The sequence below is a fragment of the Delftia sp. RIT313 genome, from assembly GCF_000632165.1.
Classification (GTDB): domain Bacteria; phylum Pseudomonadota; class Gammaproteobacteria; order Burkholderiales; family Burkholderiaceae_C; genus Comamonas; species Comamonas acidovorans.
The window spans coordinates 51,436-64,097 of the sequence record NZ_JFYT01000032.1 but is presented as its reverse complement, the minus strand read 5'-3'; the positions used below and the strand labels follow the sequence as shown (position 1 = coordinate 64,097).

Genomic DNA, 12,662 nt, shown 5'->3' with positions numbered 1-12,662 from the left:
GTGGATGTTCTGCGCAAGAGGCGCAGACCGAACGGAAGGCCAGGTCACAATGGTGTCGCAAAGGCAAAGCCCGGCAACAGCTAAACCTCCCAATTCTACAGCGTTGCATTCCCGTGCGTGCGCGGCCCAATGCGGCCGTCGCACGCAAAACACAGGTTGGATTTTTGCTGGAACGGTGCTGCCTTTGTCATCTGCGTTTCATCCGCGGCCTCCGGAAAGCGTGCGCTTGGCTTCGAGGCGGGCGTGACAAGTGCTGAAAGCGGCGGGAGGAGTTGAGGGCGAGGGGTGTGGGTTGGCTAGAATCCGCCCACAACTTCTATTACTTTCATAGCAAAACCTCGATGTCTGATCGACTTGCCGTTCTCTCCCAGTATCTTTTGCCCAAGCAGGCGCTGACTGCCGTCATGGGGCGCCTGGCCCAGGCGCGTGCTGGCGACCTGACCACGGCAGTCATCCGGCGCTTCATTGCACGCTATGGCGTGGACATGTCGGAGGCGGCCGATTCCGATCCTGCGGCCTATGCCAGCTTCAACGAGTTCTTCACGCGGGCGCTCAAGCCCGGTGTGCGGCCGCTGGCTTCGGCCGACTGGGTCTGTCCGGTGGATGGGGCCATCAGCCAGATCGGCGCCATCGAGGGCGAGCAGATCTTCCAGGCCAAGGGGCACAGCTACAGCGCCACGGCGCTGGTCGGCGGCGATGCGCAGTTGGCGCGGCAATTCGACAACGGGCATTTCGCCACCATTTACCTGAGCCCGCGCGACTACCACCGCATCCACATGCCCTGTGCAGGCCGGCTGCGGCGCATGATCTATGTGCCGGGCGAACTGTTCTCGGTCAACCCGGTCACGGCGCGCGGCGTGCCGGGCCTGTTTGCGCGCAACGAGCGCGTGGTCTGCGTTTTCGATACCGACCACGGTCCCATGGTGCTGGTGCTGGTGGGGGCCACCATCGTGGGCAGCATGGGAACGGTGTGGCACGGCATCGTCAATCCGCCCCGTCCTGGACGCATCCAGGACTGGCGCTATGACGACCAGTCCATCGTCCTGGGCCAGGGCGAGGAAATGGGGCGCTTCCAGCTGGGCTCCACCGTCGTCATGCTGTTCCCCGCATCGGCAGGGCTTCGCTTCAACGGGCAGTGGACGCATGCTGCGCCCGTGCGCCTGGGCCAGAAGATGGCCGGGCGCAACGAGGCCTGAGCCTGGATGATCGATGAAACCGGGCCCAGGCCCGGTTTCTTTCAAAGGATCCAGCTCAGGGCTTCAGGGCGCCTCTGTGTGGTGAACATCGAAGGCGTGATGCTCAGCCGTTCAGGCCTGACGGGGTCTTCATGGCCGACCAGGTAGACCATCAGTTCGCGGCGGCGCAGTATCACGTGGCTGACCTTCTCGGCCTTGCCGTTTTGCGTGACATGCGTGCCGGGGCGAAACAGCGGCATCTGGAAGGTGAAGCTGCGCGGATCGGCCGGTGGCGCGATCGCGGTGCTGGGAGGGGCTTCGAGTGTGGCAACCATAGGCTTGATGTGCATGAGTGGACGCTGCCAACTCTATCGACACTGCCGCGCCAAACTGTAGGGCCGCCGGGGTGCGGCCACGAGCAATCATGCCTGCGGGTGGGAAACGCCAAGGATGGCGTGCAGACGTGCGCTGGTCGTCGTGTACTGCAGCAGCGGTTTTTCGCCCTGCAGATACTCGGCGGCGGCAAAGGCCGCCATGGTGGCTTCATGGAAGCCGCACAGGATCAGCTTGTGCTTGCCCGGGTAGCTGACGATGTCGCCAATCGCATAGATGCCTGGCGCATCGGTGGCCTGGGTTGCAGGGTTCACCAGCAGCTGCTTGCGTTCCATGGCCAGGCCCCATTCGGCGACCGGGCCCAGGCGGGGGGAGATGCCCAGGCAGACGACCAGTTGCTGCGCCGCCAGTTCGTGCTCCTGGCCTTCGCCATCCATCCATTGAACGGCGCGCAGTTGGCCTGCATCGGCATGCAGTTGCGTGATCTGGCCGATCACCACGCGGATGGCGCCGCTGTCGCGCAACTCCTGCAGGCGCTCCAGCAGTGCGGCCGAAGCCTGGAAGGCGTCGCGGCGGTAGAGCAGGTAGGTGGCCTGGGCCCTGTCGGCGCAGGCAATGGCCGCGGCCACGGCCTCTTCGTCGCCACCGTGGACGATGGCGGTCTGGCCGCGCACCATTTCCAGATCGGCAGGATGGTAGTGAAGCTGGCCAGCAGCCAGCAGCTCCACGCCGGGCACCTTCAGCGCCTTGGGCACAAAGGCCCCCACGCCAGCCGCAATGAAGACGCTGCGCGCGTGCAGTTCAAGGCCTTGCGAGGTCTGCGCCAGCCAGCGGCCATCGTCCATGCGCTGCAGCTGGGAGACCTGCTGGGAAAGGTGCAGTTGCGCGTCCATGGGCGCGACCTGCCGCTGCAGCAGCTGGACCAGTTCATGGCCCGTGCATACCGGAATGCCGGGAATGTCGTAGATGGGCTTGTCGCCGTACAGCTGCGCGCACTGCCCGCCCACATGGGGCAGGGCATCGACGACATGGCAGCGAATGCCTTGCAGGCCCAGCTGAAACACCTGGAACAGGCCGGCCGGGCCCGCGCCTATGACGAGGGCATCGGTCTGGATCGGTTGCGTGCCGGAGCTGTCTTGCATGGGCTGCGCGGCTTCAGCGTTCGAGCTGGTCGATCTTGCCGGGCTTGCCGTTCCAGTCGTCGGCGTCGGGCAGCGAGGCCTTGCGCTTGGTGATGCTCTTCCAGCCCTTTTCCAGCGACAGCTCGGCATTGAGCTTGATGAAGGCCAGTTGGTCGGCGGGGACGTCTTCCTCGGCAAAGATGGCATTGGCCGGGCATTCGGGAATGCACACGGCGCAATCGATGCACTCGTCAGGGTCGATCACGAGGAAGTTGGGGCCTTCGCGGAAGCAGTCCACGGGGCAGACATCCACACAATCTGTGTATTTGCACTTGATGCAGTTTTCGGTGACGACGTGAGTCATGGGAGTCTTTTATGGCAGTGTGAATGTCGGTATCAACCCGGGATTCTAAAATTTTTCAGGAGCCAGTCCCGCACATGGCAAGGATTCTGGCGCGGACTGCTGCGGTTTTCCGAAAGCCCACGAGCCGGCATGTGCCGGCTCGCGAAGCGGGACTGTCCAGTTGCTCAATCCAGCAGTGCAGCGCCTGCGGTAGCGTGGCTGGCCGTGTCCACGAGGATCAGCGCACCCAACTGGCGGGCCTGGGCGAAGGGCGCTGCGGGAATGCTTTCCTGCAGCAGCAGCTCCACGCGGCCGATGGCGTTGGGCTCCAGCTGGGTGGCCTCTTCCTGGGCCAGCGTGTGGATGTTCAGGCGGTGCACCACGCGGCGGGCCTTGGCCTTGATCCAGCGGTGGCCGTGCAGCGCCAGGTAGGTGCGGCCGGGGACCAGCGGCTGCTCGTCCATCCAGGCCACGGTGGCAGTCAACTCGCGCTTGCTGGGCCATGCGGGCTGCGCTTCCTGGGCGTCGAAGTCGTCATCGGCAGCGGCCGCTGCAGCCGCAGGGGCTGCGACGAGCCAGTCGCCGCGCGAGACATCGACCTCGCGGTCCAGCGTGATGCCGGCCGACAGGCCTGCGTCGATGGAGCCGGGAACGCGGGCATGGTCCAGCACCTGGGCAATCACGGCCTGCTGGCCGCTGGGCAGGATCTGCACGGCGTCGCCCACGCGTGCGCGGCCTGCGGCCACGCGGCCCCAGAACACGCGGCGGCCCTGGCTGGTATCGGCCGAGGACGAGAATTTCTCCACCCACTGCACGGGGAAGGCCAGCGCCAGGCCGGTGTCGGTCGGCGTGTTGGGCAACTGCTCCAGCAGCTGCAGCAGGCTGGGGCCGTCGTAGCCGGCCCAGCCGGGCTCGGCGTTGACCACGTTGAAGCCCTTGAGGGCCGAGACGGGCACGGTGGCCGCGGAGGCGATGCCGGCCTCGGCCGTGAAGCGCTCCAGCGCGCCGCGGATGTGGACGAAGGCCTGTTGCGGGTCTTCGACGGCATCGAGCTTGTTGACGGCAAACACCAGCGAGTGCACGCGCAGCAGGTGGGCCAGCAGGCTGTGGCGGCGCGTCTGCGGCAGCAGGGTGAGCTGCGGGTTCTTCCAGTCGAGCTTGGTGGCATCGACCAGCACCACGGCGGCGTCGGCGCTGCTGGCGGCGGTGACCATGTTGCGCGTGTACTGCTCATGGCCCGGCGCGTCGCCGATGATGAACTTGCGGCTTTCGGTGGCGAAGTAGCGGTAGGCCACGTCGATGGTGATGCCCTGCTCGCGCTCGGCCGACAGGCCGTCGGTCAGCAGCGCCAGGTCGGTCTCGCCGCTCTTGGTGACGCCGGCCAGCTGGTCCTGCAGCACGGCGCGCGTGTCCACCAAAAGGCGGCCGATCAGCGTGCTCTTGCCGTCATCGACGGAGCCGCAGGTGATGAAGCGCAAGGCCGAGGCGTTGGCGGCGGTCTGCTGTGTGGCCTGGCTGGCCTGGGTGGCCGTGGAATCCGCGACGGCTGCGTCGGCGGCAATGCTTGCGGTGGTCATCAGAAATATCCGTCCTTCTTGCGCTTTTCCATGGAGGCGTCGCTGGTCTTGTCGTCCATGCGCGTGGCGCCGCGTTCGCTGACTTCGGCGGCCAGGGTTTCGAGCACGATGTCGGCTGCCGTGGCGGCTTCGCTTTCCACGGGGCAGGTGCAGGTGATGTCGCCCACGGTGCGAAAGCGCACGTCGCGCACCACGACTTCCTCGCCGTCGCGTGGGGGCGTGAGTTCGGTCACGGGCACCAGCAGGCCGCGGCGCTCCACCACTTCGCGCTTGTGCGTGTAGTAGATGCTGGGCAGGGCGATCTGCTCGCGCTCGATGTATTGCCAGACATCGAGTTCAGTCCAGTTGCTGATGGGGAACACGCGGAAGTGCTCGCCGGGGGCCAGACGCGTGTTGAACAGTGTCCACAGCTCGGGGCGCTGGGCCTTGGGCTGCCATTGGCCGAAGCTGTCGCGGTGGCTGAAGATGCGTTCCTTGGCGCGGGCCTTTTCCTCGTCGCGGCGCGCGCCGCCGATCAGGGCGTCGAAGCGGAATTCATCGATGGCCTCCAGCAGCGTTACCGACTGGTGGACGTTGCGGCTTTCGCCCGGATGGGCCAGGCGCACGGTGCCGCGTGCCATGGAGTCCTCGACGCTGCGCACGATGAGTTCGGCACCGAGCTCCTTGGCACGCAGGTCGCGGAAATCGGTCACTTCCGGGAAGTTGTGGCCGGTGTCGATCATCAGCAGCGGGTAGGGGATGCGGCCCTTGCCGAAGGCCTTTTCGGCGCAGCGCAGCATGACCAGCGAGTCCTTGCCGCCCGAAAACAGCAGGGTGGGGCGCTCGAAGGCGGCGGCCACTTCGCGCAGCACGAAGATGGTTTCCTCTTCGAGGGCGTCGAGGTGGCGGTTGCTGAGATGGCTCAGCACGGAGGTGTCCACACGGGCATTCATTTCTTGGTTTCCAATCAAATCGGTGTCAAACCCTGCAGGCGTCACTTCTTGGCATGCAGGCCGCATTCCTTGGCCGCTTCATCCTCCCACCACCAGCGGCCGGCGCGGAAGTCCTCGCCAAGGCTGACCGCGCGCGTGCAGGGTGCGCAGCCGATGCTGGGATAGAACTGGTCGTGCAGCGGGTTGTAGTCCACGCCGTGGCTGGCGATGTAGTGCCAGACATCGCCCTGGGTCCAGTCGGTCAGCGGGTTGAACTTGGTCAGGCCCTTGGTCTCGACCTCGCTGCGGTCCACGGCGGGCACGTCGGCGCGGGCATTGGACTGCTCGCGGCGCAGGCCCGTGATCCAGGCGCTCTTGCCGGCCAGCGCACGCGCCAGCGGCTCCATCTTGCGCACGCCGCAGCAGGCCTTGCGCAGCTCGATGCTGCGGTACATGGCGTCCTGGCCGTTGTCGCGGATGAAGTGGATCACCGATTCGAGCTGCGGCCGGTAGACCTTGACGCTCAGGCCGGGCAGCGACTGGGTGCGCTCCAGCAGGGCCAGGGTCTCGGTGTGAAGGGCGCCGGTGTCCAGCACGAAGACGGGGATGTCCAGACCCAGGCGGTGGATGATGTCGGTGATCACCACATCCTCGGCGCCCAGGCTGGAGGCCTGCGTCACGGCCTCGGCGCCCAGCGCCGCTGCCTCGCGCAGCAGGGCCTCGGTGGCGGCCAGCTTGTCGGCAAAGCCGCTGCTGGCACGGCCGTTGACCTCGGTGGCCTTGGCCGATGCCTGTCGCGACAGAAAGCTTTGCGCACCCATGTTAGGCCGCCTTGACGAAGTGGGGCTCGGGATGCACGGCATCGCCCTGGTAGAAGCCGTGGAAGCGGTCCAGCTGGCGCTGGGCGTCGGCGATGTCCACGCCTTCGCGCAGCACGGCCACGTCGAAGCCGCAGCGCTGCATCTGCACCAGCTGGTCGATCAGCACGTCGCCGGTGGCGCGGATCTCGCCCTGGAAGCCCAGGCGCTTGCGCAGCAGGCGGGCCTGGCTGAAGGCGCGGCCATCGGTGAACTTGGGAAAGTTGAGGTCGATGCGCTGCACGCCGGTCAGATCCAGCGTGAAGGGATCGGCGTCATTGGCCGGGGCGATGATGGTCTGCTGGCCTTCGGCCGGGCTTTGGTGCTCTTGGGCGGCGATGATTTTCATGGGGATCTCCTGCGGCTCTCACCTGGGGTCAGGCGGCCGCCTCCTCGGTGTGCTTGGCGGGGTGGCGGGCGGCATTGCCGGCGGCCTTGAACGGGTCGATGCCCACGCGGCGCACGGTGGCGATGAAGGTCTCGAAACGGCCGCCTTCGCTTTGGCGCTGCTCGCGGTAGGTGGCCAGCAGGGCCTCGATCACGCCGGGCACTTCGGCGGCGCTGAACGAGGGGCCGATGATCTTGCCGGGCGTGGCCGGGCCGGACAGGTGGGAGCCGTCGGCGCCGCCCAGCGTGATCTGGTACCACTCCTTGCCGTCCTTGTCCACGCCCAGGATGCCGATGTGGCCGCTGTGGTGGTGGCCGCAGCTGTTGATGCAGCCGCTGATGTGCAGGTCGATCTCGCCCAGGTCCCACAGCTCGTCCAGGTCCTGGTAGCGCTCGGTGATGGCCTCGGCAATGGGCAGGGAGCGCGCATTGGCCAGCGAGCAGAAGTCGCCGCCGGGGCAGGCGATCATGTCGGTCAGCAGGCCGATGTTGGGCTTGGCCAGGCCCAGGGCCTTGGCCGCCTTGTACAGCTGGGGCAGCTGGTCGCGGCGCACCCAGGGCAGCAGCAGGTTCTGCTCGTGGGTGACGCGCATCTCGCCGGCCGAGAACTGGTCGGCCAGCGCGGCGGCGGCATCCATCTGGTCGGCCGTGGCATCGCCGGGCGCGTAGCCCAGGCGCTTGAACGACAGCAGCACGGCGCGCAGTTGCGGGTGGCGGTGCGGGCGCACGTTGCTGATCAGCCAGCGGCCGAAGTCCTTGTCTTCCTCGGCGGCCGTGCGCAGCAGGGCCAGGGTCTCGGCCTCGGCATTGGCGGGCGACAGGTCCAGCTCGGGCTCGCGGAAATTGGCGGCCACGCGGTCGTACTCGGCTTGCGTGATGGTGTGGGGACCACCCTCGACCTCGACGATCTGGCGGAATTCCTCATCGACCTGGTCGATGAAGTTCTGGCCCTCGGACTTCACGAGGATCTTGATGCGCGCCTTCCAGGCGTTGTCGCGGCGGCCGTAGCGGTTGTAGACGCGGATCACGGCTTCCAGGTAGTTCATCAGCTGGTTCCAGGGCAGGAACTCGCGCAGCACCGGGCTGATGGTGGGCGTGCGGCCCATGCCGCCGCCCACGCGCACCTTGAAGCCCAGCTCGCCAGCCTCGTTCTTGAGCAACTGCAGGCCCACGTCGTACCAGCCCAGCGCGGCGCGGTCTTCCTCGGCGCCGCTGATGGAGACCTTGAACTTGCGCGGCAGGAAGCTGAACTCGGGGTGCAGCGTGCTCCACTGGCGCAGGATTTCGGTGAAGGGGCGGGGGTCGGCGATCTCGTCGATGGCAATGCCCGCCAGCGCGTCGCTGTTGATGTTGCGGATGCAGTTGCCGCTGGTCTGGATGCCGTGCAGGTTCACGCTGGCCAGCAGGTCCATCACGTCGGCGGCCTTGGACAGCGGAATCCAGTTGTATTGGACGTTGGTGCGCGTGGTGAAGTGGCCGTAGCCGAACTTCAGGTCGGAGCCGATGCGGCGGCCGTCGTGCAGCGGGATGTCGCCCAGCCGGTCCTGGGTGGCGCGGGCCTCGGCCAGCAGGGCGGCGTCGGGCTGGTCGTACTCGCGGGCCACGCGGGCCAGAACGCGCAACTGGGCGCTGGACAGTTCGCCGTAGGGCACGGCCACGCGCAGCATGGGCGCGTAGCGCTGCACATACCAGCCGTTTTGCAGACGCAGGGGCTTGAACTCATCCTCCGAGAGCTTGCCGGCCTGCCAGCGTTCGAGCTGGTCACGGAACTGCTCGGCGCGCAGGCGGATGAACTGTTTGTCGAATTCGGTGTATTGGTACATGGCGCTTCGGATGTGGGGTCTTCGACTGCCGCCAGTGGCGGCGGTGCAGGGGTTCATTGCGTGGCACCGAGGCACTTGCGGGAAACGCGCGCAGAACCCTGCATGGACGGAAATGTAAGCAATGGCCTTATAGAAGCAAACGATTGTTTTGTCCTGCAAGTATGTGGATATGGATATAAGTGAATGGCAGCAGGCTTTGTGGGGCTGGGCATGCCAAACGCATGAGCGGCCGATATGCTTTCCGGCCAGAGGGAGGATTTCAGAATGCGAAACCGTTGTGCCGCCATCGGGCTGGCCTTGGCATTGGCAACCGCTGCTCAGGCGCAGGCCCAGAAGCCGGCACAGCCGCCGTCTCCGTTGTCAGCAGCGCACACAGCTGACATGCCTGAACCCGACAAATCCGCACAGGAATCAGCCTGGGATGCGTATCTGCATCGCGTGGCGGCGCAGTTGGCCGGTGCTGGCAGCGGGCGCGATCTGGCCTTTGCGGCCATCCTGATCAATCTGTCGCCCCGCGACAAAAGCGCTGTCAGCCAGGCCGAGGGCTGGCGCCAGGACGCGCTCGAGCGGGCAGGGCAGGATGCGCTGGCCTATCAACTGCTGGCCTCCAAGGCCCCTGAGGACGAAGGCGAAGTGCGCTCCGAGGCTGCTCGCCGCTGGCTGGCGCTGGAGCCCAGCAATTTCTCTGCGCTGATGCAGCAGGCGCTGGGACCGCAGGAACTGCTGGTTGCAGCGCGCGAAAGCCGCTACGCGGACCTGCACATGTATGACGGCGTGCGCTGGATGCAGTCCGCTTTGCTGCGCCATCCGCCCACGGCACAGGAGCTGCAGGCGCTGGGTGGCAGTCCGAACTACCGGCTCGAGGAAGGCGCGGTGATCACTGCAATAGGTATCTGGACAGCCTTTCCCTTGACGGGCTACAAGACGCTGCTGGATACCTGCAAACCCGAAGCGATGGGCAAAACCCCGGCGCGCGAGGCCGACTGCCTGCATGTAGCCCACCTGCTGACGCAGCGCTCATCGACCGTGCTGGACGAGGGCTTTGGGCTGGCGATTCAACGCCGGCTGGCCAAAACCCCGACCGAGCGCGCCGCGGCCCAGGCCCGGCGCCGCCAGTTGGAGTGGCTGCTGCAAGCGTCCGCCCCGCTCGGCATGCAGGACGGAGGAGCCCAGTTTGCCCGGCTGCTGGCCGATCCTTCCATCCACAGCGAGCAGCAATTGCTGCAGCGCTTGCTCAAGGATGCAGGCCGGCCCTTGACGCCGCCGCCGTGCTGGAAGTGGCGCCCGCCCAGACCTTAGGGATTGCCGGCAGCCGCGCCGCCACCGCCGCCTCGCTCACCCCATAGAGCGCAGCCAGCGCGGCCGGTGTCGCCACCTGCGCCGCCGCACCGCAGGCCTGCAGTCCGTCGCGGCCCAGCAGGGCGATGCGGTCGGCCACCTGCAGCGCATGCTCGGGCTGGTGGGTGGACAGCAGCACGGCCATGCCGCGTGCACGCAGCGCGGCAATCTGGTCCAGCACGCGGATCTGGTTGCCGAAGTCCAGGCTGGCCGTGGGCTCGTCCATGACCAACAGCGCGGGCTCCTGGGCCAGGGCGCGTGCGATCAGCACCAGCTGGCGCTCGCCGCCGCTCAGCTCGGTATAGGGGCGCAGCGCCAGATGGGCGATGCCCAACTGCTCAAGGCAGCCCAGCGCCAGGGCACGGTCGGCACTTGAAGGCCGGGCCAGCGCAGGCAGGCGCGCGGCACGGCCCATGAGCACCATGTCCAGCGCTTCGAAGCCGAAGACGCCGGCCTGAGCCTGGGGCACATAGCCCACGCGCCGCGCAAACTCGGCACGCGGCCAGCTGTGCACGGGCTGGCCCTGCACGCGCACCTCTCCGGCCAGCGGCGCCAGCAGGCCCAGCACGGTGCGGAACAGCGTGGTCTTGCCGCAGCCGTTGGGGCCCAGCAGGCACAGCACCTCGCCTGCGGCAATGGCCAGGTCAAGCCCCTGGCTGACGCGCCGGCGCCCATGGCCCGTGGCCAGGGCCAGCGTCTGCAGCACGGGTGGGGCCTGCACTTCAGTCATTGCGCCCCGTGCGCGACAGCAGGTAGAGAAAGAAGGGCGCGCCGACCAGGGCCGTGAGAATGCCCAGCGGCAGCTCGATGCGTGCCGCGCTGCGCGCCAGCGTGTCGGCCGCAACCACGAAGCCCGCGCCCAGCAGCGCCGAGGCCGGCAGCAGGCGCACGAAATTGGGGCCGACCAGCAGGCGCGCCACATGCGGCACCACCAGCCCCACCCAGCCCACGATGCCGGCCAGCGATACGGCGGCCGCCGTGCCCAGCGTGGCACAGGCCACCAGCAGCAGGCGCAGGCGTGCCACGGGCACGCCCAGGGCCAGCGCCTCCTCGTCAGGCAGGCCCAGCAGGTTGATGCGCCAGCGCAGCAGCATCAGGGGCAGCAGGGCGCACAGCATCACGGGCGCCGTGGCACCCAGCTCGGGCAGCGTCACGGCGCTCAGGCCGCCCATGAGCCAGAAGGTGATGGATGGCAGCTGCGTATTGGGGTCGGCCAGCGTCTTGACCAGGGCGATGCCCGCGCCCAGCAGCGCGCCCAGCGCAATGCCGGCCAGCACCAGAACCAGCACCGGGTCATGGCGGCGCACGCTGGCGCTGATGGCCACCACCGCGGCCACGGCGGCCAGCCCGCCGCCAAAGGCCAGGGCCTGCACGGCCGCCATGGTCCAGCCCAGGAAGATGCCCAGCACCGCGCCCAGGCCGGCACCGGCCGAGACGCCCAGGATGTCGGGCGAGACCAGCGGGTTGCGGAACATGCCCTGGTAGGCCGCGCCTGCCGCCGCCAGCGTGGCGCCCACGGCCAGGCCTGCGGCGATGCGCGGCAGGCGGATGTTCCAGAGCACGGTCTCGGCGCTGGCGGACAAGGGGGATGCCGTGCCCATTGCGCGCGCCAGCAGCGACTGCCACAGCTGCTGCGGCGCGATGGAGAACTGACCCGCCGCCAGCGCCCACAGCAGCACGGCGGCCAGCAAGCCCAGCGCGAGCACCCACCCCATGCGGCGGCCTGTGGCAGGCATCAACGCGCAGTCTCCATCAGCCTGCCCAGCGCTGCGGGCGACAGGTCGGCGCCGTAGAACAGGCGGTAGAAGTCGCGCACCTCGCGTTCCAACGGCGGCAGTCCCTGCAGTGCCGGCGCCTGCGGGTGGAGCTTTTCCAGCAGCCAGCGCACGCCGATCAGCCGGTTGACGCCGGGCGGACCATCCAGCCAGCCGAAGGGCCAGACCGGCGCGCAGTGCACGCGGCCCGAGCGCACGGCGGCCACGCCGCGCCACAGCGGGTCCTGGCGCATGCGCTCGGCAAGGCCGGGTTCCTGCGTGACGATGACCTGCGGGTCCCAGGCCAGGATCTGCTCCATGGACACGCGCGTGAGCCCGCCACGCCCTGCATCCGTCGCCACATTGCGCCCGCCCGCATATTCGACGGCTTCCACATTGATAGAGCCCGCCAGCCCTGTTTCCAGCCCATTGGCGCTGCGTGCGAAGTACACGCGCGGGTGCTCGGCCGGTGCCATGCCCTTGGTGGCACGCTGCGCCAGCGCCGCCACGGCATCGGCATGGCGGGCCAGGGGTTCGCCGCGTGCGGCCTCGCCCAGCAGGGCGCCGACCTCGCGCAACTGGCGTGCGTGGTCGGGCAGCGAGCCCTGGATCAGCACGCAGGGCAGGCCGGTCTGGCGCGCCAGCCGCTCGGTGGCCGAGATATAGGTGGCATCGGCCGTGCCGGCGTCCAGCACCAGGTCGGGCTGCAGCTTCAGCAGCGATTCCAGCGACATGGTGCTGCCGCGCCCGGACAGGCGGCCCAGATGCGGCAGCGCCTGCAGTGTGGGCCCCAGATAGGCGCGCGAGACATCGTCCAACTGCTGGGGCCAGCCCAGCAGCTTGTGCGGTGCCAGCGTGGCCACCAGCACGCCTGCGGGCGGGCCGGCCGCGAATACGCGGCGCAGCCTGGCAGGGTCCGGCATCTGTCCCATGCGGGCGGCAATCGTGGTTGCCTGGGCATGGCCGGGAACAAGAGCCGATGAGGCCAGCGCCGCCATGGCCTGGCCCAGCCAGCGGCGGCGGGTGAACAGAAGATCGGTCAT

Annotated in this window: 13 protein-coding genes; 2 read left to right on the top strand and 11 right to left on the bottom strand. The window is 67.9% G+C overall.

Features of this window, described 5'->3' with window-relative positions; all coding sequences use genetic code 11:
* Positions 1-341 precede the first annotated feature (341 nt).
* A complete protein-coding gene (gene asd / locus BW39_RS06440) occupies positions 342-1,196 on the top strand; it encodes an archaetidylserine decarboxylase (RefSeq protein ID WP_012206459.1) in 855 nt (284 codons plus the stop codon).
* 41 nt (positions 1,197-1,237) lie between these two features.
* Here asd and BW39_RS06435 read toward each other — a convergent pair whose 3' ends face one another.
* The 8 genes from BW39_RS06435 to BW39_RS06400 all read right to left on the bottom strand — a co-directional run bounded on the left by BW39_RS06435 (position 1,238) and on the right by BW39_RS06400 (position 8,527).
* Positions 1,238-1,510, bottom strand: a complete 273-nt coding sequence (locus BW39_RS06435) for a hypothetical protein (protein ID WP_224986237.1) — start codon at positions 1,508-1,510, stop codon at positions 1,238-1,240.
* Between the two features lie 87 nt (positions 1,511-1,597).
* Positions 1,598-2,650, bottom strand: a complete 1,053-nt coding sequence (locus BW39_RS06430) for an NAD(P)/FAD-dependent oxidoreductase (RefSeq protein ID WP_043820603.1) — start codon at positions 2,648-2,650, stop codon at positions 1,598-1,600.
* 13 nt (positions 2,651-2,663) lie between these two features.
* Positions 2,664-2,993 carry a ferredoxin FdxA gene (gene fdxA / locus BW39_RS06425; RefSeq protein WP_013801644.1) on the bottom strand — a complete coding sequence of 110 codons (330 nt, stop codon included), beginning with the start codon at positions 2,991-2,993 and terminating at the stop codon, positions 2,664-2,666.
* Positions 2,994-3,157: 164 nt separating this feature from the next.
* On the bottom strand, positions 3,158-4,549 hold the full coding sequence (locus tag BW39_RS06420; protein ID WP_043820601.1) for a sulfate adenylyltransferase subunit 1: 1,392 nt from the start codon (positions 4,547-4,549) through the stop codon (positions 3,158-3,160).
* Positions 4,549-5,481: a sulfate adenylyltransferase subunit CysD gene (gene cysD, locus BW39_RS06415; RefSeq protein WP_013801646.1), complete on the bottom strand. Its 933-nt coding sequence runs from the start codon at positions 5,479-5,481 to the stop codon at positions 4,549-4,551. Before cysD ends, BW39_RS06420 begins: the two co-directional genes overlap by 1 nt.
* Positions 5,482-5,522: 41 nt before the next feature.
* On the bottom strand, positions 5,523-6,281 hold the full coding sequence (locus BW39_RS06410; protein WP_013801647.1) for a phosphoadenylyl-sulfate reductase: 759 nt from the start codon (positions 6,279-6,281) through the stop codon (positions 5,523-5,525).
* Between the two features lies 1 nt (position 6,282).
* On the bottom strand, positions 6,283-6,666 hold the full coding sequence (locus BW39_RS06405) for a DUF934 domain-containing protein (protein WP_012206452.1): 384 nt from the start codon (positions 6,664-6,666) through the stop codon (positions 6,283-6,285).
* Positions 6,667-6,694: 28 nt separating this feature from the next.
* Positions 6,695-8,527, bottom strand: a complete 1,833-nt coding sequence (locus tag BW39_RS06400) for a nitrite/sulfite reductase (protein ID WP_013801649.1) — start codon at positions 8,525-8,527, stop codon at positions 6,695-6,697.
* Positions 8,528-8,908: 381 nt separating this feature from the next.
* On the opposite strand from BW39_RS06400, the gene BW39_RS06395 reads away from it, so the two are divergent.
* Positions 8,909-9,826: a hypothetical protein gene (locus BW39_RS06395; protein ID WP_235264158.1), complete on the top strand. Its 918-nt coding sequence runs from the start codon at positions 8,909-8,911 to the stop codon at positions 9,824-9,826.
* Here BW39_RS06395 and BW39_RS06390 read toward each other — a convergent pair.
* From BW39_RS06390 to BW39_RS06380, 3 genes are read right to left on the bottom strand one after another with little or no spacing between them, the layout of a single operon-like run.
* Complete coding sequence (locus tag BW39_RS06390) at positions 9,762-10,595, bottom strand: ABC transporter ATP-binding protein (protein ID WP_043820598.1); 834 nt, start codon at positions 10,593-10,595, stop codon at positions 9,762-9,764. The two genes, BW39_RS06395 and BW39_RS06390, sit on opposite strands and share 65 nt — an antisense overlap.
* On the bottom strand, positions 10,588-11,601 hold the full coding sequence (locus tag BW39_RS06385) for a FecCD family ABC transporter permease (RefSeq protein ID WP_043820595.1): 1,014 nt from the start codon (positions 11,599-11,601) through the stop codon (positions 10,588-10,590). Before BW39_RS06385 ends, BW39_RS06390 begins: the two co-directional genes overlap by 8 nt.
* Positions 11,601-12,662: an iron ABC transporter substrate-binding protein gene (locus BW39_RS06380; protein WP_043820593.1), complete on the bottom strand. Its 1,062-nt coding sequence runs from the start codon at positions 12,660-12,662 to the stop codon at positions 11,601-11,603. Before BW39_RS06380 ends, BW39_RS06385 begins: the two co-directional genes overlap by 1 nt.